The 23,901-nt window shown below is 43.3% G+C and carries 20 protein-coding genes; 12 read left to right on the forward strand and 8 right to left on the reverse strand.

Features of this window, described 5'->3' with window-relative positions:
• Positions 1-113 precede the first annotated feature (113 nt).
• The 6 genes from D8797_RS06555 (at position 114) to D8797_RS06580 (ending at position 8,178) form a co-directional block, all read left to right on the forward strand.
• Positions 114-1,541: an AcpB/EbpR/MafR family transcriptional regulator gene (locus D8797_RS06555; RefSeq protein ID WP_125379739.1), complete on the forward strand. Its 1,428-nt coding sequence runs from the start codon at positions 114-116 to the stop codon at positions 1,539-1,541.
• Positions 1,542-1,700: 159 nt separating this feature from the next.
• Positions 1,701-3,209: a glycerol kinase GlpK gene (gene glpK, locus D8797_RS06560; RefSeq protein WP_125379740.1), complete on the forward strand. Its 1,509-nt coding sequence runs from the start codon at positions 1,701-1,703 to the stop codon at positions 3,207-3,209.
• Between the two features lie 68 nt (positions 3,210-3,277).
• Positions 3,278-5,104: a type 1 glycerol-3-phosphate oxidase gene (gene glpO / locus D8797_RS06565; protein WP_125379741.1), complete on the forward strand. Its 1,827-nt coding sequence runs from the start codon at positions 3,278-3,280 to the stop codon at positions 5,102-5,104.
• A gap of 71 nt (positions 5,105-5,175) precedes the next feature.
• Complete coding sequence (locus D8797_RS06570; RefSeq protein WP_125379742.1) at positions 5,176-5,880, forward strand: MIP/aquaporin family protein; 705 nt, start codon at positions 5,176-5,178, stop codon at positions 5,878-5,880.
• A gap of 190 nt (positions 5,881-6,070) precedes the next feature.
• Positions 6,071-7,108 (forward strand): M42 family metallopeptidase, encoded by a 1,038-nt coding sequence (locus D8797_RS06575; protein ID WP_125379771.1) that lies wholly within the window; start codon positions 6,071-6,073, stop codon positions 7,106-7,108.
• Between the two features lie 119 nt (positions 7,109-7,227).
• The gene (locus D8797_RS06580) at positions 7,228-8,178 is read left to right on the forward strand and encodes an alpha/beta hydrolase (protein ID WP_260471216.1); all 951 of its coding nucleotides are present in this window, start codon (positions 7,228-7,230) and stop codon (positions 8,176-8,178) included.
• A 72-nt stretch (positions 8,179-8,250) separates the two neighbouring features.
• Here the strand turns inward: D8797_RS06580 and D8797_RS06585 are convergent, their stop codons facing one another.
• Positions 8,251-9,699, reverse strand: coding sequence for an alpha-amylase (locus D8797_RS06585; RefSeq protein ID WP_125379744.1), 1,449 nt, complete (start codon positions 9,697-9,699; stop codon positions 8,251-8,253).
• A gap of 178 nt (positions 9,700-9,877) precedes the next feature.
• On the opposite strand from D8797_RS06585, the gene D8797_RS06590 reads away from it, so the two are divergent.
• From D8797_RS06590 to D8797_RS06605, 4 genes are all read left to right on the forward strand, one after another.
• Positions 9,878-12,841, forward strand: a complete 2,964-nt coding sequence (locus tag D8797_RS06590) for a CocE/NonD family hydrolase (RefSeq protein WP_125379745.1) — start codon at positions 9,878-9,880, stop codon at positions 12,839-12,841.
• A gap of 124 nt (positions 12,842-12,965) precedes the next feature.
• The gene (locus tag D8797_RS06595; RefSeq protein ID WP_125379746.1) at positions 12,966-14,579 is read left to right on the forward strand and encodes a M20/M25/M40 family metallo-hydrolase; all 1,614 of its coding nucleotides are present in this window, start codon (positions 12,966-12,968) and stop codon (positions 14,577-14,579) included.
• Positions 14,580-14,689: 110 nt separating this feature from the next.
• Positions 14,690-15,433: an ABC transporter ATP-binding protein gene (locus D8797_RS06600; RefSeq protein WP_045497015.1), complete on the forward strand. Its 744-nt coding sequence runs from the start codon at positions 14,690-14,692 to the stop codon at positions 15,431-15,433.
• The gene (locus tag D8797_RS06605) at positions 15,423-17,063 is read left to right on the forward strand and encodes a hypothetical protein (protein ID WP_125379747.1); all 1,641 of its coding nucleotides are present in this window, start codon (positions 15,423-15,425) and stop codon (positions 17,061-17,063) included. The genes D8797_RS06600 and D8797_RS06605 overlap by 11 nt, the downstream gene beginning before the upstream one ends.
• A 105-nt stretch (positions 17,064-17,168) precedes the next feature.
• On the opposite strand, the gene D8797_RS06610 is transcribed toward D8797_RS06605, so the two are convergent.
• The 3 genes from D8797_RS06610 to D8797_RS06620 all read right to left on the reverse strand — a co-directional run bounded on the left by D8797_RS06610 (position 17,169) and on the right by D8797_RS06620 (position 19,211).
• A complete protein-coding gene (locus tag D8797_RS06610) occupies positions 17,169-17,927 on the reverse strand; it encodes a CPBP family intramembrane glutamic endopeptidase (RefSeq protein ID WP_221760758.1) in 759 nt (252 codons plus the stop codon).
• Positions 17,928-18,118: 191 nt separating this feature from the next.
• On the reverse strand, positions 18,119-18,766 hold the full coding sequence (gene trhA, locus D8797_RS06615) for a PAQR family membrane homeostasis protein TrhA (RefSeq protein WP_048791816.1): 648 nt from the start codon (positions 18,764-18,766) through the stop codon (positions 18,119-18,121).
• A complete protein-coding gene (locus D8797_RS06620; protein ID WP_179856437.1) occupies positions 18,750-19,211 on the reverse strand; it encodes a DUF1836 domain-containing protein in 462 nt (153 codons plus the stop codon). Before D8797_RS06620 ends, trhA begins: the two co-directional genes overlap by 17 nt.
• 155 nt (positions 19,212-19,366) lie before the next feature.
• Between D8797_RS06620 and yaaA the strand changes: the two genes are divergently transcribed.
• The gene (gene yaaA, locus D8797_RS06625) at positions 19,367-20,095 is read left to right on the forward strand and encodes a peroxide stress protein YaaA (RefSeq protein WP_125379749.1); all 729 of its coding nucleotides are present in this window, start codon (positions 19,367-19,369) and stop codon (positions 20,093-20,095) included.
• Between the two features lie 279 nt (positions 20,096-20,374).
• Here the strand turns inward: yaaA and D8797_RS06630 are convergent, their stop codons facing one another.
• The 4 genes from D8797_RS06630 to coaA form a co-directional block, all read right to left on the reverse strand.
• Entirely contained in the window at positions 20,375-21,103 is a 729-nt protein-coding gene (locus D8797_RS06630; protein WP_125379750.1) for a TraX family protein, read from the reverse strand.
• Between the two features lie 301 nt (positions 21,104-21,404).
• Entirely contained in the window at positions 21,405-21,923 is a 519-nt protein-coding gene (locus tag D8797_RS06635) for a DNA topology modulation protein (RefSeq protein ID WP_125379772.1), read from the reverse strand.
• Between the two features lie 67 nt (positions 21,924-21,990).
• Positions 21,991-22,227: a 30S ribosomal protein S20 gene (gene rpsT, locus D8797_RS06640; protein ID WP_001274000.1), complete on the reverse strand. Its 237-nt coding sequence runs from the start codon at positions 22,225-22,227 to the stop codon at positions 21,991-21,993.
• Positions 22,228-22,297: 70 nt separating this feature from the next.
• Positions 22,298-23,218, reverse strand: coding sequence for a type I pantothenate kinase (coaA, locus tag D8797_RS06645; protein WP_125379751.1), 921 nt, complete (start codon positions 23,216-23,218; stop codon positions 22,298-22,300).
• Between the two features lie 93 nt (positions 23,219-23,311).
• Here coaA and D8797_RS06650 point away from each other — a divergent pair, with 93 nt between their 5' ends.
• Positions 23,312-23,899, forward strand: a complete 588-nt coding sequence (locus D8797_RS06650; RefSeq protein WP_125379752.1) for a class I SAM-dependent methyltransferase — start codon at positions 23,312-23,314, stop codon at positions 23,897-23,899.
• Positions 23,900-23,901: the final 2 nt, after the last annotated feature.

Genomic DNA, 23,901 nt, shown 5'->3' on the forward strand with positions numbered 1-23,901 from the left:
GTTCAGGTTTCCTTTTTGTTTAGTCTTAGAAAGATGTAGCAGATGAAGCAGATTGCTTCGTCTTTTTTTCTTTTTGTGTTAAGCTAAGATTAGTAAACTGAAAGGGTTTTCGAATGTATCTAGCAGACTTAATGGAAAAGAGTGAAGCGGGGCAGTTTATTGTCCTGTCTTATTTACAGCAGCATTCTACATCCAGTTTGAAGGACGTTATGTATGAAACCGGTTTCTCGAAAGCAACTTTGACCAAGTACATTAGCTTGATTAACGACAAGGCTGCGGACCATCATGCAGCCTTATCCATCCAGCTTCAAGCCGAAACGTTCAGTCTGTCTGTTGGACCGGATACCAAGGGACGGGACATTCGCAGACTCTTTTTGGGCAATGCTGTCAAATACCAGATTTTAAACTACTTGCTCTATCACCAGCAGTTTTTAGCTCACCAGTTAGCACAAGAACTTATGATTAGCGAAGCGACCCTCGGGCGCCATATAGCTGGTCTAAATCAGATTTTATCAGAGTTTGATATTTCTATCCAAAATGGTCGCTTGAAAGGGCCTGAGCACCAGATCCGCTATTTTTATTTCTGCCTCCTTCGCAAGGTCTGGTCCAATCAAGATTGGGGAAAGGAACTTCAAAAATCAGAAAGAAGGCAGGAAGTTGCTGTCTTAGAAGAACTCTGCGGAGCCCAGCTCTCGCAAGGGCAGCGATTGGACTTGGCCCTTTGGGCGCATATCACCCAACAGCGTCTGCGGGTCAATGCCTGCCAATTCCAGAACATTGAGCAGAAGATGCAGGGCTATTTTGAAAATATCTTCTACCAGCGCTTGCATCGCAGAACAAATGATTTCTTTGCCGGACAGCACATCACTCTGAGCCAGGAAGACGGGGAAATGATGATTTTCTTTTCATTTCTGCTTTCTCATCGGATTTTACCTCTGCACACCATGGAGTATATCCTGGGCTTTGGCGGTGAAATTGCCAGCCTGATTACGCAACTGATTCAAGAGATGAAGTCTCAGGACTTACTAGGTGACTACATCGAAGACCAAGTGACCTACGAACTCAGTCAGCTCTGTGCCAGCGTCTTTCTTTTCCGAGGCTATCTCTTGCAAGACAAATACAAGCATGATCTGGAATTGCGCCATCCTTACTTATGGAGCGAAGACGATTATCGACAAGTGGCAGACACTATTTTTAGCAAACTGCCTATTTTTCAGCAGGGAACATCTCTGGATAAGAAAGTTTTGTGGGAATGGCTCCAGCTGATGGAGTACATTGCTGAAAATGACGGCCAAGTCATCAAGATAGGCATGGACTTGACGGATAGCTTTATCGTTGTTTCTAGGATGACAGCCATTTTAAGACGCTATTTAGAGTACAATCGTTTTATTAGCATTGAAGCCTACGACCCAGTTAAAAATTATGACCTCATTATCACCAATAATCCTATTCATCAGACCCAGCAGATTCCCGTTTATTATTTAAAAAATGACTTGGATTTGGAAGATTTGGCTCAAATCCGTCACATGATATTTCATTAAGAAACCTGGAGAAATCTAGGTTTCTTTGTGATTTTCACACAATCTCCTCAAATTTTTTTAAAATTTTAAAAAAATTGATGAACAAGAAAGCGCTTTATTTTATATACTAGTTACTGTAAAGAGGAAATCTCCTCAAGACTTTAACCAGGAGGACAGTACATGTCACAAGAAAAATACATCATGGCCATCGACCAAGGAACAACTAGTTCCCGCGCCATCATCTTTAACAAAAAGGGAGAGAAGGTCAGCTCTAGCCAAAAAGAATTCACTCAGATTTTCCCTCAAGCAGGTTGGGTTGAGCACAATGCCAATGAAATTTGGAACTCTGTTCAGTCAGTAATCGCTGGAGCCTTTATCGAAAGTGGCGTGAAACCAAGTCAAATCGAAGCCATCGGGATTACCAACCAACGTGAAACAACTGTTGTCTGGGATAAGAATACTGGACTTCCTATCTACAATGCTATCGTTTGGCAGTCTCGTCAGACAGCTCCTCTGGCTGAACAGCTGAAAAGCCAAGGCTATGTGGAAAAATTCCATGAAAAGACTGGTTTGATTATTGATGCTTATTTCTCTGCTACCAAGGTTCGCTGGATTTTGGACCATGTAGAGGGAGCGCAAGAAAGAGCTGAAAAGGGCGAATTGCTCTTTGGTACCATTGATACTTGGTTGGTTTGGAAATTGACCGACGGCGCGGCTCATGTGACCGACTACTCAAATGCAGCCCGTACCATGCTCTATAACATAAAGGATCTTAAATGGGACGATGAGATTTTGGAAATCCTTAACATTCCAAAAGCTATGCTTCCAGAAGTTCGTTCTAACTCAGAAATCTATGGTAAAACAGCAGCCTTCCATTTCTACGGTGGGGAAGTGCCAATCTCAGGTATGGCTGGGGACCAACAGGCTGCTCTCTTTGGACAGTTAGCCTTTGAGCCTGGTATGGTCAAGAATACTTATGGAACTGGTTCTTTCATCATCATGAATACTGGTGAAGAGATGCAGCTGTCTGAAAACAACCTCTTGACAACCATTGGCTACGGTATTAACGGAAAAGTTTACTATGCTTTAGAAGGTTCTATCTTCATCGCAGGAAGTGCCATTCAATGGCTGCGCGACGGTCTTCGGATGGTGGAGAGCTCACCAGAATCTGAAAAATATGCTCGTGATTCTCACAATAACGACGAAGTCTATGTCGTACCTGCCTTTACAGGTCTGGGCGCTCCGTATTGGGATCAAAATGCACGTGGTTCTGTCTTCGGCTTGACCCGCGGAACTAGCAAGGAAGACTTCATCAAGGCTACTCTGCAATCCATCGCTTACCAAGTACGTGACATCATCGACACCATGCAGGTGGACGCCAAGACTGCTATTCAAGTCCTCAAAGTCGACGGCGGTGCTGCTATGAATAACTTCCTCATGCAGTTCCAGGCTGACATTCTGGGAATCGATATTGCCCGTGCTAAAAACTTAGAAACGACTGCTCTCGGGGCAGCCTTCCTAGCAGGACTGTCAGTAGGCTACTGGAAAGACTTAGACGAACTCCGCACTCTCAATGAAACTGGAGAACTCTTTGAGCCATCGATGAACGAATCCCGCAAGGAACAACTCTACAAAGGATGGAAAAAAGCCGTTAAGGCAACTCAAGTCTTTGCAGAAATCGACGACTAATACTGATTCATATTTTGATAATCAAGTCAGTAGAAGCATGAAATGACTAAGTTAGAAAGTGTGTAATTATGGAATTTTCAAAGAAAACACGTGAATTATCGATAAAAAAAATGCAGGAACGCACCTTGGACCTTCTGATTATTGGTGGTGGGATTACCGGTGCTGGGGTAGCCTTGCAAGCGGCAGCTAGTGGACTGGAGACCGGTCTGATTGAAATGCAGGACTTTGCAGAAGGGACTTCTAGTCGTTCTACCAAATTGGTCCATGGTGGCCTTCGTTATCTTAAGCAATTCGACGTAGAGGTGGTGTCAGATACAGTTTCTGAGCGTGCTGTGGTACAGCAAATTGCCCCTCATATTCCAAAACCAGATCCAATGTTACTTCCTGTCTACGAAGAAGAGGGCGCTACTTTCAGTCTCTTCCGTCTCAAAGTGGCTATGGATCTCTATGACCTCTTGGCTGGTGTTAACAACACTCCTGCTGCCAACAAGGTCTTGAGTAAGGAAGAAGTGCTAGAACGGGAACCTGAACTCAAGGAGGAAGGCCTGGTCGGCGGCGGTGTCTATCTTGACTTCCGCAACAACGACGCACGCCTCGTGATTGAAAATATAAAACGCGCCAACCAAGACGGTGCCCTCATTGCCAACCACGTCAAGGCAGAAGGCTTCCTCTTTGATGAAGCTGGAAAGATTACGGGCGTTGTTGCGCGTGACCTCTTGACAGATGAAGTCTTTGAAATCAAGGCTCGCCTAGTCATCAACACAACTGGACCTTGGAGTGACAAGGTGCGCAATCTGTCAAATGATGGTGAGCAATACTCACAAATGCGTCCAACCAAGGGAGTTCACTTAGTAGTTGACTCTAGCAAGATCAAGGTTTCTCAGCCAGTCTACTTTGATACAGGCTTGGGAGACGGCCGGATGGTCTTTGTCCTTCCGCGTGAAAATAAAACCTACTTTGGTACGACTGACACCGACTACACTGGCGACCTAGAGCATCCAAAAGTAACACAAGAAGATGTGGATTACCTCTTGGGTATTGTCAATAATCGCTTCCCAGAAGCCAACATCGCGATTGACGATATCGAAAGCAGCTGGGCAGGTCTGCGTCCTCTGATCGCAGGAAACAGCGCGTCTGACTACAACGGCGGAAATAACGGAACCATTAGTGACGAAAGCTTCAATGCACTGATTGCGACTGTTGAGAGCTATTTGGCTAAAGAAAAATCTCGTGAGGATGTCGAAGCGGCTGTTACCAAACTCGAAAGCAGCACTTCTGAAAAACACTTGGATCCATCTGCCGTGTCTCGCGGTTCAAGCTTAGAACGCGATAACAATGGCCTCTTGACCCTTGCTGGTGGTAAGATTACGGACTATCGTAAGATGGCTGAAGGCGCTATGGAGCGTGTCGTTGAAATCCTCAAAGCAGAATTCGACCGTAGCTTCAAGCTCATCAACTCTAAGACCTACCCTGTTTCAGGCGGAGAGCTCAATCCAGCAAATGTGGATTCCGAAATCGAAGCCTTTGCGCAACTCGGTGTATCACGTGGATTGGACAGCAAAGAAGCCTTCTATCTTGCAAACCTTTATGGTTCCAATGCTCCTAAGGTCTTTGCTCTCGCTCACAGCATCGAGCAAGCGCCAGGACTTAGTCTAGCGGATACCTTGTCACTCCACTATGCGATGCGCAATGAGTTGGCACTCAGCCCAGTGGACTTCCTCCTTCGCCGGACAAACCACATGCTCTTTATGCGTGATAGTTTAGATGCGATTGTAGAGCCCGTTCTGGATGAAATGGGTCGATTCTACGACTGGACAGAAGAAGAAAAAGCAGTTTATCGCGATGATGTACAAGCTGCCCTTGCAAATAACGATTTAGCCGAATTGAAAAAATAGAAAATAGAAGAAGAGGTGGCGGATCAGTTCTCCTGTCTAACCCCCCCCTTCTTTTAAATGGAGTAATATAGATGATGAAAGAAATATTTGGTGAATTTTTAGGGACCCTGCTCTTGCTCCTTTTGGGGAATGGCGTCGTTGCAGGCGTGGTGCTTCCCAAAACTAAGAGTCACAATTCTGGCTGGATTGTGATTACCATGGGATGGGGGATTGCCGTTGCCATCGCTGCTTTTGTATCCGGCAACCTTGGACCAGCCCATCTGAACCCAGCCCTAACTATCGGAGTAGCTCTCAAAGGTGATTTGCCTTGGACATCTGTTCTTCCTTACGTCCTTGCTCAGTTTGCAGGTGCTATGGTCGGACAGTTCCTCGTCTTCCTACAGTTCAAACCTCACTATCTGGCTGAAGAAAATCCGGCTAATATCCTTGGGACATTCAGCACTGGCCCAGCTATCAAAGACACCTTCTCGAACCTGATTAGCGAAATCCTTGGAACTTTTGTCCTTGTACTGACTATCTTCGCTCTAGGACTTTATAAGCTGCAAGCAGGCATTGGCACTTTTGCAGTCGGAACACTCATTGTCGGGATTGGCCTCTCACTTGGTGGAACGACTGGTTATGCCCTCAATCCGGCTCGTGACTTAGGACCTCGCATCATGCACAGTCTTCTTCCGATTCCGAATAAAGGAAATGGCGATTGGAGCTATGCTTGGATCCCAGTTGTCGGACCAATCATCGGTGCCGTCCTTGCAGTAGTAGTCTTCTCCCTATTTTAGAATAAAATAAAGCATCCTCTTCTCTAAGATTGATACATGCTTGGAGAAGAGTATTTTTGTATAGATTTTCAAATTTCATCGAAGACTTTGCTAAATCAATCTAAAATCAGGAGAAAAGAGCCAGTCAGGACGATATTTGACAGAGGATTTATGCTATAATTGACAGTATAAATGATCTAAAGGAGTTATGATGAATCAAACTGTTCAATATTTACAAGAATTAACGGCTATCCCTTCTCCAACAGGCTTTACAGCTGAGGTGGCGGATTATCTGGTAAAAACGCTGGAAGAAATGGGCTATGAGCCTGTTCGGACCAATAAAGGCGGCGTTCATGTCGTGGTTAAGGGAGAAAATGATGCCCAGCATCGAGTCGTGACGGCCCATGTGGACACCCTTGGAGCTATTGTACGTGCGGTCAAGTCTGACGGTCGCCTCAAGCTGGATCGGATTGGCGGTTTCCCTTGGAACATGATTGAAGGAGAAAACTGTCTGGTCCATGTGGCCAGCAGTGGCAAGACTATCAGCGGTACTATCCTAGTTCACCAGACTTCCTGCCATGTCTATAAGGACGCTGGGACGGTTGAACGTACTCAGGACAATATGGAAGTCCGTTTGGATGAAAAGGTGACAAGTGAGAAAGAAACGCGGAATTTAGGAATCGAAGTCGGCGATTTTATTTCCTTCGATCCGCGTACCACAGTTACCAAGTCAGGCTTTATCAAGTCTCGCTTTCTGGATGACAAGGTCAGCGCAGCTATTTTGCTCAATCTTTTGCGCGTCTACAAAGAGGAAAAGATTCAGCTGCCAGTGACGACTCATTTTGCTTTTAGCGTCTTTGAGGAAGTCGGCCACGGGGCTAATTCCAGCCTGCCTGAGCAAGCGGTAGAGTATTTGGCGGTTGATATGGGGGCTATGGGTGACGACCAGCAAACAGATGAGTACACAGTTTCCATCTGTGTTAAGGACGCTTCAGGCCCTTATCACTATGGCTTCCGCCAGCATTTGGTAAATTTAGCCAAGAAGCAGGACATTCCTTACAAACTGGACATCTATCCATTTTACGGGTCAGACGCCTCTGCAGCTATGAGCGCAGGAGCAGAAGTCAAGCATGCTCTGCTAGGTGCCGGTATTGAATCCAGCCACTCTTACGAGCGCACGCATATTGATTCAGTAGTCGCGACAGAGCGTATGGTGGATGCTTATCTGAGAAGTGCCTTGGTGGAGTAAGAGTAGGACATTTAGCTTTGAATAAAAGGCAGAAATATGAGTATCCTGTGGGAAGCAGAATGGCTGTTCTTGTTCAATTGGTTAAGTCTTCGTAGATGCTTAAAGATATTTGGAAAGTTATGATGTTCAGGTATTTGAAGAAATTCTTTCTGTGTTTGCTTTTTACAATCATCAGCGCTCTGGTCTTAATCTTTACTTATCATCAAATCTGCCTGACTAAAGAGCAAAAATTGCTTGATAATCTCTCAGGTCGGCTGGTTCAAGTAGATGGCAAAAAAATGAATGTCTATGTAACTGGTCAGGGAGAGCAGACGCTGGTCTTTTTGGCAGGTGGTGGCACAACGTCCCCCTTTCTTGACTTTAAGACCCTCTATTCAAGATTGGAACAAGATTATCGCATAGTTGTGGTGGAGCGCTTAGGTTATGGCTTTAGCGAGGACAGCCAAGGGGATAGCAGAGATATTGACACGGTACTTGCCCAGACGAGGCAGGCTTTGAAAAAGGCTGAAATCACAGGCCCATATACTTTGGTAGCACACTCTATGGCTGGGCTAGAAGCGCTTCATTGGGTTGCAACATATCCAGAAGAAGTCCAAGGCATTATCGGACTGGATATGGCCTTGCCAAGTTCTTATACTGATTTGAGTCTCTATCCATTGGTTTATAAAGGCTTACAAGTGGCTGCTAATCTAGGCTTAAGTCGGATATTTTATGATGCTGACAAGCAGGTTCCCGCTCTTGCGTCTGGTGATTTGACAGCAGAAGAAAAGCAAGTATACAAGGCTCTTTTCTATCGTCGCCCATTGGCAAATGCTGTTTATGAAGAGGTCACCCAGGTCAAACAAAATGCTGAGCTAGTTTCGAGGGAAAAGCTTCCTGAACTGCCGATCTTGCTCTTTTCTTCAAATGGCCAAGGGACTGGCTATAGTCAGGGAGAATGGCAGAGCTTCCAGAAGGATTTTGCAGCAGCGCATTCACAGACAGAGTTAATTCTACTAGACTGCCCTCATTATGTGCATGATTACGCCAGTGATGAGTTGTCTGAAAAAATAAAGCAGTTTCTAAAATAGCAAGTTTTATAGGAGCTTGAAATACGAGAAAACCGAGAGGGAAAAATTCCCTCTCGGTTTTGGATATACAAATTATTTGACAGACCAGACACTGACTGACTTTTCCTCCACTGGAAATTCTCCCCAGCCTTCTTCGTCGATGGTCACGATTTGAGAGCTATTGCCCAGATAATCACTGAATTCTTTACCAGCCCATTCTGAACCGACCAGCATACTTTTGCTGCTGGCTTGGTCATTGCTGACAACAACAGCGATTGGTTGACCACCGTCCTTTCCTTGGCGAGTCCAGCCGATACAGTTGGCATCGTCAAAGTAGTCAGTCTGCTCGCCGTAAGCTAGGTTGAGACGAATATCCAAGAGCTTGTCCAGCACTTCTTGGAAGCTCTCTTGAGCAAATTCTCCACTAATACCATAGTAGTCGCCATAAAAGACGCAAGGCAGTCCCTCCTCTCGTAGCAGGATGAGAGCATAGGCTGCTGGCTTGAACCATTCTTCGACGGTGGACTCCAGAGCTTGACCTCGCTGGGTGTCGTGATTGTCCACGAAGGTCACGGCTGATTCAGGATGATTCTTGGCAAGCGTCTGATCAAAAATCGTCCGTAGGTCAAAGTCTGTCCCAGCTATGCTAGCGTCAAAGAAATTATGGTGGAGCTTGACGTCAACAAGATCAAAGCGGTATTCAATATTTTTTAGATAGTCGTTATTAGCCGTCTCATCGCTATTCCAAAATTCCCCAAAGACATAGAAATCCTCACCGTATTTTGCAGTTATATCGCGGATAAAATTTCTCATGAAGAAGGAGTCAATGTGCTTAACAGCATCTAAACGAAATCCTTGAACGCCTGTTGTTTCGATAAACCAGTAAACCCAGTCGTAGAGGTTTTGAATAACCTCTGGATGCTTGAAGTCAATATCGGCATACATGAGATAGTCATAGTTGCCGTTTTCATTATCCACAAGCTCATCATCTGCCCAGCCTTTATTGTCTCCTTGGATAAGGAAAATACCTGACTTGTTGTTTTTGGCATCATAGTCCGTACCGGTAAAGTGGTACCAATGCCATTCAAAGTCATTGTAGGTTTTATTGCGGCCTGGGAAGACAAACTTAGTCCAGCCTTTGATTTCGAAAGGTTCTGACAAAACCTTTGTTCGGTCGTTAGGATCCACTTCAACGACAGTAAATCGCTCTTTGTAATCCGCAGCTGCCTTGTGATTGAGGACTACATCAGCCATGGGTTCAATGCCATTGGTTTTGAGAGTTTGGATAGCATTTAGGTAGTCTTCCTTAAAACCATATTTGGTGCGGACAGTTCCTTTTTGGTCAAACTCGCCTAGGTCGAAGAGATCATAAACTCCATAGCCGACATCATTTGAGCCTGTTGCTTTGAAAGCTGGCGGCATCCAAATTTTGCGGATGCCTTTTGATGCTAGATGAGGAGCATCCTCCGCCAAGCGATTCCAATGTTGTCCATCATTTGGTAAGTACCATTCAAAATATTGCATTAATGTTTGATTTTCCATACGAGATACCTCACATTCTTGGGATGGGTCTATTTTACCAAAAGAAGAATGATGACACAAACGTTTATACAAGTTAATTTTATATTTTTTGATGATGAGCTAAAACTAGCATTGAATTTAAAACGTTTACATAGTATAATGGACAGGTAATAAACTTAAAAAAGGAAAGGGGTTCTTTATGAGAAAGAAAGGACTAGTTAGGTTACTCTTATCAGTCTCGTTATTTGCGCCTTTGGCCCTAGGCCGGGTTGTTCAAGCCGATGAGGCGAGTCAGGCGAATGTCGAAAGCAAGGAAATTCTTCAAACAGAAGCTGTCGCAAAGCCATCTGAACCGGTATCTTCAGTCCAGCAGCCAGCAGTTTTAGAGGTTGAAAGCAAGGAATCGTCGGTTACTGCAAGACCAGAAAAGCAAGAAGAGGAATCGGTCACTGCTGAAAAACCAGTTGTGGACTCTGAAAAGCCTACTTCATCATTGGAGTCGCCACCTTTAGCTTGGGCTCAAGATGCTAGCTTAGTGCCTTCTGCTGTGCCTGCTAGTGCCAAAGGACAAGACCTGTCTGCTTATACGGGGAGTCTTTCAAATCCAGCTTTAGCTGATAAGGAACTGACCCTGCAGGAAGCAGTCGATGAGCTACTGAAATGGGCAGCTGTCAATGAATCTCAGCTAGGTACCAGTGCCCAAGATAGGGCGAATCTAGCCAAGAGCATGGGAATGATTGACAAAGAGGCTGATTTGACAGCCCGTGTACAGGGAAGTAATCTGCAGGCCATGTATGCAGTTGCTAAGCGCCTGCATGATGCCTATCGTGCCGAAAAGAAAGCACCGCTCTTTTTGAATGGTCGGGCGCAGCCAATTTTCCCATACAGCAGTGGAGCTAAGGAAGATAAAGACTATTCGTATGAGAAAAGCGATATCGTCCGTTTTCCTGTTTATGTTGAAACAGATCATGATACGGATGGAGATGGAAAGCGGGACCTCGTCAAGGCTATCGTACAACTTCCGAAAGCAGTAGCCCAAGGCGATTTTAAGGCTTCGACAATTTTAGAAGCTCGTCCTTACGTTGCAGGGACTTTGGATGAAAACTATGTGACCTTGGAAAGTCTTAATCTGCCGACAAACGGTTCTTATGATATGAAGAGTTTGTACAATAAGCCTGCTAAGCGCCAACCGGTGTCTAGCATGAGCAGTATTGATGCGGCGAAGAAGGCCAAAGCGTCAGATTGGTACTATTATAGCCCTTATGAAGGGATTCATGATTACGAGAATTTGAACTGGTATGATTACTTCCTAGTGCGCGGCTATGCCTTTGTTTCCAGTGCTGGTCTGGGTACTAAGGGTTCAGAAGGCTTCAATACAACTGGATCTGATTTGGAAGTAGAAGCCTTTAAAAATATTGTCGAATGGGTCAACGGTAAACGGACGGCCTACACAGACAGAACTAGCAATATTGAAATCAAGGCTGACTGGGCCAATGGCAAAGTCGGCATGACTGGCCTATCTTGGGCCGGTACGACAACTTTCGGTGTGGCAACAACGGGTGTAGAAGGCCTGAGAACCATCGTTCCAGCTGCTGGAATTGCCAGCTGGTATGATTATTTTAATAGTCAAGGAACAGCCTACAGCAATCCGCCATACAGTGATCTGTCTTGGCTGTCACTCTACGTTTCTACTCGGATGCTTGATCAAGACGATTGGGCTTCAATCTGGAACAAGTATGCTGACTACATCAATCAGCTAAACAAGGACCAAAAAGCTCACGGTCGTAATTATAGCCAAGTTTGGCGGGAACGCGATTATACCCTAAATTCAGGAAAGATAAAGACTAGTGCCCTGCTGGTACATGGCTTAAATGATGATAATGTCAAAACCAAACAATTTGAGCTCATGTATGATGTCTTGAAAAAAGCGGGACAAAACGTGAAACTCTACCTCCACCAAGGAGACCATGTCCATCCAGCAGCTATCTCTCGAGGTTATGGCATTAAAGCCAACAATCAAGATTTCTACGACTTGCTCAATACTTGGTTCTCTCATTATCTTTACGATGTCAAGAACGATGTTAGCAAGCTTCCTGCTGTTTTGTCACAAAATAACTACGATCCAAATAAATGGACGAGCTATGACAATTGGAAAAGCACTAATCGTTTGATTTTGACAGCTAAGTCCAAACGTCTAGAAGAAACCATTTCCAGTGACTATGCGGCTGCTGGGATTGACACTAGCAAGCGAGATGAAACTGTCAGTCAAGGATCTTCTAAGGCTAACATGACATTTATGACAGAAGTCAAAGAAGATACGACTATCAAAGGCCATATTCCAGTTCACTTCAAGGCAGCTTTGGCCAAGGGAAGTAGCAAAAACTTGCAGGTCAATGCACTCTTGGTAGATGTATCAGACCAAGAGTTTGATGTTGTTGGAAATGGTGCTGCTAGTGATGATAGCAAGGCTGGTGACTTCTGGATGGGGAGCAATCTCAGCAATCTGGATGTTAAAAATTTTGCAACAACCAAAACCAAATACAAGGTCATTGCTAAGGGCTGGCTAAACTTAGCCAATCCAGAATCAAGCTATACACCGTCTAGTTCAGAAAAGAGTATTAAGCCCAAAGTCGGCCAATTCCATGATTATACCATGTATTTGCAGCCGAATCTTTACATGGTGAAAAAAGGCCACAAGCTGGCTCTGGTCTTCAATACTTATGATCCTAGCGACCTGACGATTAAGCGTCAATATGCGGTGACTTTCAAGACGGATTCTATAAGTGCGCTAGTACCGACTGTGGAATCTAGTCGGTCACAAAAAGCTGATTATGTAGCAAGTGCCCTTGATACGGAATATGCTAACTTACCTGAAACTCTTGGTAAAAAGCTAGTTGCACCAGAAATCAGAGAAGTTCCAGAATATATCTTTGATAGACAGGAGCCACAACAAGAAGCTCCGTCAGTCGATTCGAGGGTTGGACGTAAAGAAGAGCAGCAAGGAACGACTGACCATGTGCAGCAATTGGCTAGTCAACAAGCTCCAGCTTCCTTGCCAAAAACTGGTAGCCATTCAGAAAAAGGAATGTTCTATCTAGGCTTGGTGCTTCTTGTCAGCACATTCGGCATGTCTGGCCTTGTTAAAAAATATTCTCGTCGTTAGTCATTACAAGATAAAAGCAGCCAAACATTCCTGACTAGGTAAAGATTGGCTGCTTTTGCCTTATCGTCTTTCAGCTGGCCATAGCCTGCAAGTCAGAAGTGCCAGCAATATAGAGGTAGAAAGAATGAAACAGTATATTCAAGATATTTTTGACCAAAGTATGGCGATTGAAAGTTTTACCCATACTAGTTCTGAGCGGAAGATTGAAGCCTTTCTTCAGGAGCGGATAGGAGAGATTCCTTATTTTCAGGAGCATCCTGAGCTGTTTGGCTACTATCAGATTCCGAATGATTTTTATGGCCGTAGTGTTAACTGGGCTCTGGTCAAGCGAGATACGGCTGATACCGTTATTCTTTTTCATCATCATGATACAGTGGATATTGAGGACTTTGGCAGTCTCAAAGACTGGGCTTTTGATAATCAGTACCTCAAAGAAAAATTACCCTCCATTTCTTCAGATTCAGATCTTTTAGCAGATATTGCGTCGGATAAATGGCAGTTCGGTCGGGGATCTTGCGACATGAAAGCGGCTCTGGCCTTGCAGCTAGGAGTGGTGGAAAGATACAGTCAGATACAGTCTGGTCAGGTTAATTTGCTCTATCTGTCGGTCGGAGATGAGGAATCCTATTCCCAAGGCATGCGGGCAGCAACAGCCTTGCTTGCTGAATTGAAGGAGCGCTTCCAACTTCATTACCTTCTGGCTGTGGATTCTGAGCCTTTTGAGAGCCAGTCAGCGGAGGAAAAGGTGCTTCATGTAGGAACAGTCGGCAAGTTGATGCCAGTTGTCGTGACTCAGGGTATCCTTTCGCACATGAAAGAGCCACTCAAGGGGATCAATGCGCTATCCTTGCTGGCCAAGGTTGCTGAAAAAATTGACCTCAATCCGGCTCTATCCGACATGGCCAACGGCGAACGCTCGCCACTGCCATCTTGGTCTTATCTACGTGATTTGAAGGAAAATTACGATGTATCAACAGTGCTGCGTGCTGCTGGCTATTTCAGCGTCCTTTATCTAGAAAAGAGTCCAAGTGAGCTGCTGGCGACCATAAAGAATCTCAGTCAGGAAGCAGTAGATGGCTTTTATCAAAACTACTGTCAGCTTCAGAAAGTCTATCAAGAAAGCAAGCTTGTAGCGAAACCGCGCGTGCTGACCTATCAGGAATTACTGCAAGAATGCCAAGAAAAAATCGGTTTTGAAGGTACCTTGAAGAAAATTTGTGAAGAAGCACAGCAGGCTCTGCAAGAGGGTGCCTCCTATCAGGAAATCAGCATTCAAAATATCCAGAAGGTTTTAGATTTCTACGACCGTAAGGAAGCTTTGGTTGTCTTAGCGATCGCGCCGCCTTACTATCCATCTATGAATTGTCGCCGCTTGTCAGATAGTCCGATTATGATTGATAAGGTCGTTCAACTTTATGGGGATTATCTGGACAAGGAAGCTGGTTGTCAGCTCCAAGTGGATGAATTCTTCATGGGAATCTGTGACCTTAGTTACTGTGCCTTGGAGAAGCCTGCCGCTGAATACCAGGACCTGATTGCCAGTATGCCTGTTCCTGAGAATCTCTATCATCTGGATTTCCCAGAAATTGCGGCCAATCATATCCCCGGCATCAATCTAGGCCCATGGGGGAAAGATTTGCATCAGCTGACTGAGCGTGTCTATGAGCAGGACATGCTGGAAACCATTCCTAATTTCTTACTCTATCTGCTGGAAAATACTCAAGCTTTCAAGGTCTAAAGGATGGTTCTGGCTTATTTTAAAGCAAAATCCGAACTTTTTCGCTCATTTTAAGACAAATAAGTTTTAAGATAGTATAATAAGCTTAAAACATAGTAAAGGAGTTTCTCATGATTGAATTTAGAGATGTTACAAAAGACTATGATGGCAAGCTGGCGCTTAACCACCTGAACCTGACCTTGGAAAGCGGTGAGATTGTCGGTCTCATCGGTCATAATGGAGCGGGTAAGTCAACGACCATTAAATCTTTGGTCAGTGTCATCAATCCGACACAGGGACAAATTTTTGTGGACGGCAAGGAACTATCCAGTAATCGTCTAGAAATCAAGAAAAAAATCGGCTATGTAGCTGATTCTCCTGACCTTTTCTTGCGCCTAACAGCCAATGAATTTTGGGAGCTAGTGGCGACTTCCTACGACATGACCACGGCAGAAGTAGAAGCTCGTTTGGGTGAGCTGCTGGCTATCTTTGACTTTGCTAGTCATCGCTATGAAGTAATTGAGTCGTTTTCACACGGTATGCGGCAGAAGGTCTTTGTCATTGGTGCCCTTTTGTCCGATCCAGATATCTGGGTCTTGGATGAGCCTTTAACGGGCTTGGATCCTCAGGCAGCTTTTGATCTTAAGCAGATGATGCGTGAGCATGCTAACAAGGGCAATACAGTTCTGTTTTCAACCCACGTGTTAGAAGTGGCTGAGCAGCTATGCGACAAGATTGCCATTCTCAAAAAAGGAGAGCTGATATTCTACGGAACGGTTGAAGACCTGAAAGCCCAGCATCCAGACCAGTCCCTCGAAACCATCTATCTAGGTCTGGCTGGCCGCAGAGAAGAGGTGAGTTCAGATGCGCCTTAAAGCGATTAAAAAATTAGTTGATATCAATATTCTTTATGCGATTCAAGCATCGCAGTTGCAACAATACCGCAAGAAGCAAGAAAAAAATCCAGAGGTAAAAGTCAATGTCTCCCTGCAGGCTATTCGAATGTATTTGATTTTGGGTTTGGTCTACTTGTTCTTCTTTGGTATCATGAGTGCTTTCAATCACATGGTGGGCAATCCAGGACATTTTGCCAATATGGTCTCCATATTTGCTGTATTTTCTATGTCGCAGGGCTTCCTCGTTTTCTATAATGTCTTTTATGAAAGCAAGGATTTGCAGTCCTATCGGCCCTATGCCTTTAGTGAGTCAGAAATTATTGTCGGAAAGAGCATCTCTGTTGTCCTGACTCTCTTGATTGCAATTCTGCCCATGTATAGCTATTTCATCGTTCTAGGTCTTCAAGGCGGAAATCCTTTAGTCGGCCTGCCTATGGCCTTGATTTCGATTGTCATTTTAAGCTCGGTTATAACTTTTGTCATTTTGATTTTGGTGCATTTTATCACCAAGACAGCTTTCTTTAGAAAGTATAAGACCATCCTATCCAATGTGATTCTGGGTCTAGTTTCCCTAGGCTCGGTAGGTCTCTATATCTTTATCAATCAAATGAACAGTCGTAGCATCGCCAGCAATACAGTAGCCACACCTTATTTTCCACCAGTTGTAGCCTTTTACGACTTTATCATCAATCCTCTCAGCTTAACTGCGATTTTAGGAATTCTAGCTTGGATTGCCGTGGTGGTTCTGCTCTTCTTGGTGGTTAAGTTCAAGGTTATACCAGAATTTTATGAAGCAGCCTTGATGACAGGAGCAGCAAGTGGCAAACGCGAGCGGGTGCACGATATCAATATGGACGAGGCCAAAAATTTTAAGAAATTCGTCTGGCGCTACCACATTCGGCTGCTGAGTGAAGGTTCGGTCATCTTGCAGGCTCTCTTTATGTCGGCACTGATACCTTACATCATCATTTTTAGTATGGTCATGGGGGCGATCAATGCAGGTCTGGATGTTAGCCCGTTCTTGATTCCACGATTTTTACTTCCGCTTATCTTCCTATCTATGTTTATCGCTACCCTCAATTCGGGTGGGAGTAATCTGACCTCTATTGGTTTATCCTTGGAGCGGGAAAATTTTGATTATCTGAAGGTTTTGCCTTTTGAGCTCAGAAAATATGTTCGTCTCAAATTTTGGTATCTCTTTGCTATTCAGTCCATTCTACCAGTGATTCTTCTTTTGGTGACTAGTCTTATCTTCCATGTTCATTTGGTGACGTTTCTCGTTATGCTGCTGGTTTGGTTTATGGCTAGCCTAGCTTGGAGCGCTTGGGGCTATCATCGGGATTATAAGCATTTGGTGACCAACTGGTCCAATGTCAACGAGCTGATGACTCGAGATAACAGTATGGGTAAGACCCTATTGGCACTAGCCTTTACCATTGGAGTGATTATCGTGATTGGCGTTCTCTATGTGATTTCATACTCCCTGCCGATCATGTTACTTTATCTCCTTTCCCTTCTGCTGATTTTGATTTGTGGACTTGTCTCTTATCTGATCTATCGCTACTATATGAAAAAACTTGATAGTGAGATTGCTAGTTTTAATTGCTAATTGACCATAATAAAAAGCTTAGCAGCGAGGTTACTTGATACCTTGTTTCTAAGCTTTTTAGTTGCGATTTATTCTACAGTTTTTTGTTAGCTGATATTTATCCTTTTAGGAACGCCAATTAATCAGAACGTACATCAAGCTGGAGCCAAACATGTCCGCCAAGGCGTGCATGAGGAAGAAAGGCAGGAGATTCTTGACCTTGTACTTGTAAAGGAAATAGTAAAAGATACCATAGACCACTCCGATAACCAAGGCCCAGAGCATTCCTTGATAAGTATGGAAAGAAATCCGAATGATGGTAGAGTAGGCCAGTGCCCACCACTTATACTTATCCTTGACTGAGGTCATGAGGCCAAGAAAGAAGAATTCTTCATAGAAGCCATTGAGCAGTCCATAGAGGATAGTCATGGGTGTCAAATCAGCAAATTTCCGGAAGATTTCTAGCAAATCTATATAAGACCAGAGAGTTGGATCAAAGTAATTATACTCGCCGCTCAGTGTCGTCACAATGTCACCAAAGAATCCCATTGCTATAAAGATAAGAGGTGTCCAGAGGAGAACCGACCAAGTCAGGCGGATGGGAAGCTGCTTAAAGTCAAAGCGCCGAAGCAATAGATAAAGAATGGTCAAGACCAGCATCAGAAGCTGAAGATTGAAATTGCTTGAGAATGCTGCACCTTCGCTAGCTGTGTTGCTGACCGTTTCAGTAGCTGCTGTCGTCGCTGTTGTTGAAAAACTAGCTAGGTAAAGCTCAGTTGATCGGTAGATGAACTGACCAAACATGAGCAGAGTAATCACAAGAATATCGAACCATTTCAGCTCTTTCAGAGGCTGCGATGGGCGGATTTTTGATAAAATAGTCATTCGTTTTCCTTCCATAACTGGCAGATTCATTTGCCAGAGATCATCTTTTCTATCCTTATCTTAGCAGGGAAAGCTTAAATTTATATTATTTCAAAGCTCTTACTTTTGAGAGGTGGTTAGTGCAGACCTGTTGAAGGCTTGGTTGAAGAGCTGCATTATGCTATAGAAAAAAACTGCTTTGAAAAGCAGTTTTACATGAAATAAACAATTGCTAGGTACTGGAGAGCAGAAGCGGCTAGGATGAAGAGGTGCCAAATCATGTGGAAGTAGGGCTTCTTTTTGGCATAAAAACCAGCGCCGACTGTGTAGCAAAGACCGCCAGCTAGCATAAGACCCCAAAACACTGGTCCAGTTTGTCCGATAATTTGCGGGATGATAAAGATCACCAGCCAACCCATAATTAGATAGAGAGCCAGGCTGAATTTCTCATTGACCTTTTTGGCAAAGATTTTGTAGAGAATACCAAAGATGGTCGTTCCCCACTGAATCGCGATAATCAGATAGCCCCTCCAGTCATTCATGAGTGAAAGGACGACAGGCGTATAGCTGCCCGCGATAGCGATATAAATCATGGAGTGGTCAATAATCCTTAGGATGTATTTGTGGGTAGAGCCGTAGGACATGGAGTGGTAAATGGTAGAAGAAAGAAACATGAGGAAAAGGCTAATGACAAAGATAGAAGTGCCAACAGCAGAAACGAGGCCATGCCCTTCATAACTGTAAATAGCAGAGATGGGCAGGAGAATCAGCATCAAAACAGCTCCGACGGCATGAGTGACAGCATTGGCAATTTCCTCTCCAAAAGAGAGTTGTTTACTGAGTTTAAGCGCGTAGTTCATCGTTATCGGCCTCCTTTTCGGGTACTTGGATAAAAGCAAGGGTTTGTTGGTAGAGTTTTAAGGTCTGACAGGCACTGGCAATAATGGGAGTCACTTCAAGTTTCCGTCCGTTCATATAATCCACAAAGTCATTGTAGAGCTCTTCAGACTGGGTCTCAGCGTTGAGCATATCTAAAGTAGCAGCAATATCTTGAATAGAAAAAACAGTTTTCAAGCTTGTAATGGCAATCAAGCGGGCAACTTGCTGGCGATTGTATTTTTTCTTTAGAGGTTTTTCAAGGTAGGCATGCTTGACATAATTATTGATCATGGATGCCGTCAAGCCTTTGTCGGATGCAGTAAAAGCTGGCTTGCAGACCTTGTTGACGTAGAGCAGGACTTGGTCCAGATACAGGTCAAGAACAGGTAATTCATCCCATCTCGGGAACAGATTTTTCGTTTCCAAATTTCAAACTTTCTAATATCTAGTCTTGATAACTAGATATTATCATTTTTGAAAATTAAAGTCAAGAATAAATCCAATTTGTCCAAAATTTGCTATAATCATGAGTAGGGAAAACAGGAAAATGGACTCTGAATCCAAGATGAGAAAGGTAAAATATGAAGATTTTAATTCCGACTGCCAAAGAAATGAATGAAAATCAGAGCTCGCTGGGGCGCTCCCAGTTGACGCCTAAAAGCAAAATTATAATAGAAGAGTTGTTGCAATTCTCAGCCGAAGAGTTGGAAAAATTATATAAAATCAGTCCGCAAATGGCTGAAATAGAATACCAGCGAATTCAAAACCTGAGCAAGAATGAAGCGGAGACCTATCCAGCCTTGCACTTATTTGACGGGCTTATGTATCGCAATATCAAGCGAAAAGATTGGACACAAGAGGAGAAATCCTACATTCAAGACCATTTGCTTTTAACTTCTAGTCTATATGGGGTCATTCCTGCTCTGAGTCCGATTGCCCCTCACCGGCTGGACTTTTTGGTGGGACTGAAGCCCAATGGTCAAACGCTGAAAACATTTTGGCGGGAAGAGTATACAAAAGCGGTAGCGGATGAAGATATGCTGCTTTCTCTCTTGTCCAGTGAATTTGAGGATGTTTTTGATAAATCCGTCAGAGAGAAGATGCTTCGGTTCAAGTTTTTAGAAGAAAAATCTGGGAAACTTAAAAGTCATTCTACTATTTCTAAAAAAGCGCGTGGGCAGTTTTTGACTGCTTTGATGGAAGCCCAGGTCGATAATCTTAACCAAATCAAACAGCTCTCTTTTGCAGGTTTTGCCTATCGAGCGGATCTTTCAGATGATAAAGAATTAGTTTTTGTAAAAGAAGAATAAGAAAAGGAGGCTGGGACAAAAGTCCGACCTCAAATATAGAAAGCGAACAAAACTAGTTTTCTGGTAATCAGAATTCTACTTTGTTCGCTTTTCGCATTTAATTATAGATTTGAAGGGCTTAATAATTAAGATTTTTAAAAATTGAAATATTTTTGTCCCAAACTCTTTTTTGTAGCAAAGAGACTATTGTCCCAGACTCTTTTACTCTATTATTTAGACTTATCAAAAGAAAAATTAACTTAACAGGTATTCTACTGCAACTTTTAATACATTCATTAACTACATTAGAAATAAGAGAAAGGCAATTCGAAACAGAGACAGGGCGAGCAAATGAAGGGGATAAAACCAGTAAAATACTTTTCCAATATTGGCCCCTTTTTGACCATTGTAGAAAGAGGTCACGAGGAGAAACAGAAGACAGGTAGCAGCCAGATCAGCCAGACCATCATAGGAGAAATTGAAGGCCAAAATTAGGATTTGCACACTGTTCAATGCCAAGACACCGCCAATTTTTCGGAAGATTGGGTCTTTAATCTTTGCAAAGGAATAGATACCAAAAACTCCTCCCGTCAGTCCGCCGTCAGCGATAATGGACAGAGTAAAACAGAGTAGAATAATTAGAACTTTTCTCCAGGTTGCTGTTTGCTGATCACTGTAATAAAGAGCACAGAGCCCCAAAAAGAGAGTAACAACCGTATTTTGCATGATAAAGCCAAGGCCAGTCACCCAGCCCATCAGAGAGAAAGGGATGATACTGATAAGAGCCAGCAGCCCCAATCGTCTCATATACTTGCTCACATCATGACTGTGCCGATAGCCTTCCGCAATACAAAAGGCAAAGACTGGAAAAGCCAAGCGGCCTATTATGTGCATACTATTGGCCAGCCAGTTAGGAGAGAGAATATTCATATTGGTAGCCAGTGGAAAAGATATCCAGGCGATATGGTCAATCAGCATTGCAAGCATAGCAAGCAGTTTCAAACTGCTATTGTCAATCATTTTTTTCATAGGATACTCCTTTTTCCTTTCCTATGATACAAGAAAGAGTTTCTTCTTTCCATTTCTTTAGCTTACATTTCTCTCATTTTTCTTACAATTTTGTAAGTTGGAATTTCACCTTTTTACCTCATCGATGAATACTTCTGATTTTTCTTGACAAATAAGACTGAACGAGGCTGGGACAAAAAGATTTTGATTTTAGGGATTCTTTATTATAAATTTTTAAAATTGATAGATTAGACAAAAAAGTGAACAAGACAGAATTCTGAGTGTCAGATAACTCCGTTTTGTTCGCTTTTTATATTTAAGGTTAGACTTTTGTCCCAGATTCTTTTACATAGTCTGATAATTGCTTTTGATTCTGCAATTCGATAAATTTCTCAGGATAGGTCTGACGAACCTTTTGATAGAGATTTTTAGTCTCTCTTGTCCTGCCATCCCAAAGGATCCAGCGGATGAATTCCCAATCCAGTCTTTCAGTACAGCCAGATGCCATACTCTCTCGTACTTGATTTCGATATTTTAGATAGCGTTTAAAGGCACGATAGAGGCAGTTCCAGCGAGAAAAGTTCATAAAGATAATCTGGTCAGCCTGAGCCATCCTTTCCTCAAAGCGGGCGAAGGAGTAGTTGCCATCGATGACCCAGGATTGTTCTCGCTTGAGGAAATCTGCTAAATCAGCCTTGACTTGGTCATGGCTACGAGTCCGCCAGTTTTCTTCAAACTGAATCGTGTCCAGATGAAGCACAGGAATATGGTGAAAGTGGCCTAACTGCTGGGCTAAGGTTGACTTGCCAGAGCCTGAGTAGCCGATGATAGCAATCTTTATATACATTCTCCTAATTACAGTGAGCAACAAAAAAAGCTCCGTGGAGCTCCTTTGTATGCGCGATGCATTATTTAGCAAGTTTAGCTGAAAGACGTGCTTTATCGCGGCTTGCTTTGTTTTTGTGGATCAAACCTTTTGTTTCTGCTTTATCGATAGCTGAGCTAGCAGCACGGAAAAGTTCTTCAGACGGGTTTGCTTCAAATGCTTTGATTGCAGTACGCATAGCTGATTTTTGAGCTGAGTTTTTTTCGTTTTGTTTAACGTTCAATTCAGCGCGTTTGATAGCTGACTTAATATTTGCCAAGTTATTCACCTCCATTGAAAATACTAACTATCTAATTATATATGAAAAGTTGTGATTTGACAAGTCTAAATTATTTTTTTAGATAGATTTCGTCAATTTCATGATTTCTAGCCTTGTGCAAAATCACTTCGGCCCTATTACGAGTTGGCTCAATATAGTCTAATAGGTTCACCAGATTGATTGTTTCCCAGATATTATGGGCCAGCGCCATGACTTCTTCTTCGGGCTGGGTCGTAAAGCGATGATAGTAGTTATTCGTGTCGTGCTTGGCTAGTGCCAATAATTTTTTAAAGCGATCCAGATACCAAGACTCAATATTTTCGATTTCGGCATCTACGTAGATAGAGAAGTCGAAGAAGTCAGTCATATAAAGGCGTTCATTTTGCGGATTTTGGAAAACATTGATACCTTCCACGATGACAAAGTCAGCTGCCTTAATCTCCTGCTTATCATTTGGGACAATATCATAAATTTCGTGCGAGTAGACGGGAATTTCATAGTTTTGACCATTTTTAATGCGGTCTAAAAAGTCCAGCAAGAGTTCCATATTATAGCTTTCAGGGAAGCCTTTGCGATTTAAAATCCCCGTTTCAATCAGAGTTTGATTAGGATAGAGAAAGCCATCTGTCGTCACTAATTCAACGGTGGCATTTGTAAAAGTCCGTGATAGGAGGATTTGCAATAGGCGGCTAATCGTTGATTTTCCAACGGCAACACTGCCAGATACTCCGATGATAAAGGGTTGCCTTTTACTCTCCTTTTGTAGAAAAATACCTTTTGAAAAGGCGAGATCTTCTTTGGAACGTTTATAAATCTGAATGAGATTTGTCAGAGGAAGATAAACATCTGTTACATCCTGTAGACTGATTTTGTCATTGAAACTCTTGATAGAATTGAGCTCGGACTCAGTGAGCGGTGGATTTTTCTTTCGATGCAGATTCTGCCAAGTTTGGCGGCTGATTTTTTCAAAATGAAGAAATTCGTTTGTCATAAGTTACTCCTATATGATGGATTTTAGTATAACATACTTTTGGAGAAATGAAAACGATTTACAAATCTAGAAAATTTATGATAAAATGATTTTATGACTAAAATGTATTTTGCAGAAAATCCGGATGCCAAACATGACATTCATGAATTAAAAGTGGAATTATTAGGACAACAGATGACCTTTTTAACAGATGCTGGTGTCTTTAGCAAAAAAATGATCGACTATGGCAGTCGAGTGTTGTTGTCTGCCTTGGAATTTAACAAAAAAGAAACGCTGCTGGATGTGGGTTGCGGCTATGGAACGCTGGGCCTGACTCTGGCTAAAGTGCAAGAGCTGGAAGTTACTCTCGTGGATATCAATCAGCGAGCGCTAGACTTGGCTAGAAAGAATGCGGATGCGAACCAAGTATCTGCAGATATTTTCCAGTCCAATGTTTACGAAAATGTGACCGGACAATTTCATCATATTATCAGCAATCCACCGATTCGCGCCGGTAAGCAGGTGGTGCATGAAGTTATTTCAGGTAGCTATGATCACTTGTTAGCGGATGGGGATTTGACGATTGTCATCCAAAAGAAACAAGGGGCTCCTAGTGCTAAAGCCAAGATGGAAGAAGTGTTTGGCAACTGCGAGACTCTCAAGAAGGACAAAGGCTATTATATCCTAAGGAGTGTGAAGTAAAG

Source organism: Streptococcus cristatus, assembly GCF_003944225.1.
Lineage (GTDB): Bacteria > Bacillota > Bacilli > Lactobacillales > Streptococcaceae > Streptococcus > Streptococcus cristatus_K.

What these genes read in the sequence shown, in the direction of transcription:
- D8797_RS06555 (WP_125379739.1), top strand. Translation starts at nt 114, where the DNA reads ATGTATCTAGCAGACTTAATGGAAAAGAGTGAAGCGGGGCAGTTTATT.
- glpK (WP_125379740.1), top strand. Translation starts at nt 1,701, where the DNA reads ATGTCACAAGAAAAATACATCATGGCCATCGACCAAGGAACAACTAGT.
- glpO (WP_125379741.1), top strand. Translation starts at nt 3,278, where the DNA reads ATGGAATTTTCAAAGAAAACACGTGAATTATCGATAAAAAAAATGCAG.
- D8797_RS06570 (WP_125379742.1), top strand. Translation starts at nt 5,176, where the DNA reads ATGATGAAAGAAATATTTGGTGAATTTTTAGGGACCCTGCTCTTGCTC.
- D8797_RS06575 (WP_125379771.1), top strand. Translation starts at nt 6,071, where the DNA reads ATGAATCAAACTGTTCAATATTTACAAGAATTAACGGCTATCCCTTCT.
- D8797_RS06580 (WP_260471216.1), top strand. Translation starts at nt 7,228, where the DNA reads ATGATGTTCAGGTATTTGAAGAAATTCTTTCTGTGTTTGCTTTTTACA.
- D8797_RS06585 (WP_125379744.1), bottom strand. Translation starts at nt 9,699, where the DNA reads ATGGAAAATCAAACATTAATGCAATATTTTGAATGGTACTTACCAAAT.
- D8797_RS06590 (WP_125379745.1), top strand. Translation starts at nt 9,878, where the DNA reads ATGAGAAAGAAAGGACTAGTTAGGTTACTCTTATCAGTCTCGTTATTT.
- D8797_RS06595 (WP_125379746.1), top strand. Translation starts at nt 12,966, where the DNA reads ATGAAACAGTATATTCAAGATATTTTTGACCAAAGTATGGCGATTGAA.
- D8797_RS06600 (WP_045497015.1), top strand. Translation starts at nt 14,690, where the DNA reads ATGATTGAATTTAGAGATGTTACAAAAGACTATGATGGCAAGCTGGCG.
- D8797_RS06605 (WP_125379747.1), top strand. Translation starts at nt 15,423, where the DNA reads ATGCGCCTTAAAGCGATTAAAAAATTAGTTGATATCAATATTCTTTAT.
- D8797_RS06610 (WP_221760758.1), bottom strand. Translation starts at nt 17,927, where the DNA reads ATGACTATTTTATCAAAAATCCGCCCATCGCAGCCTCTGAAAGAGCTG.
- trhA (WP_048791816.1), bottom strand. Translation starts at nt 18,766, where the DNA reads ATGAACTACGCGCTTAAACTCAGTAAACAACTCTCTTTTGGAGAGGAA.
- yaaA (WP_125379749.1), top strand. Translation starts at nt 19,367, where the DNA reads ATGAAGATTTTAATTCCGACTGCCAAAGAAATGAATGAAAATCAGAGC.
- D8797_RS06630 (WP_125379750.1), bottom strand. Translation starts at nt 21,103, where the DNA reads ATGAAAAAAATGATTGACAATAGCAGTTTGAAACTGCTTGCTATGCTT.
- coaA (WP_125379751.1), bottom strand. Translation starts at nt 23,218, where the DNA reads ATGACAAACGAATTTCTTCATTTTGAAAAAATCAGCCGCCAAACTTGG.
- D8797_RS06650 (WP_125379752.1), top strand. Translation starts at nt 23,312, where the DNA reads ATGACTAAAATGTATTTTGCAGAAAATCCGGATGCCAAACATGACATT.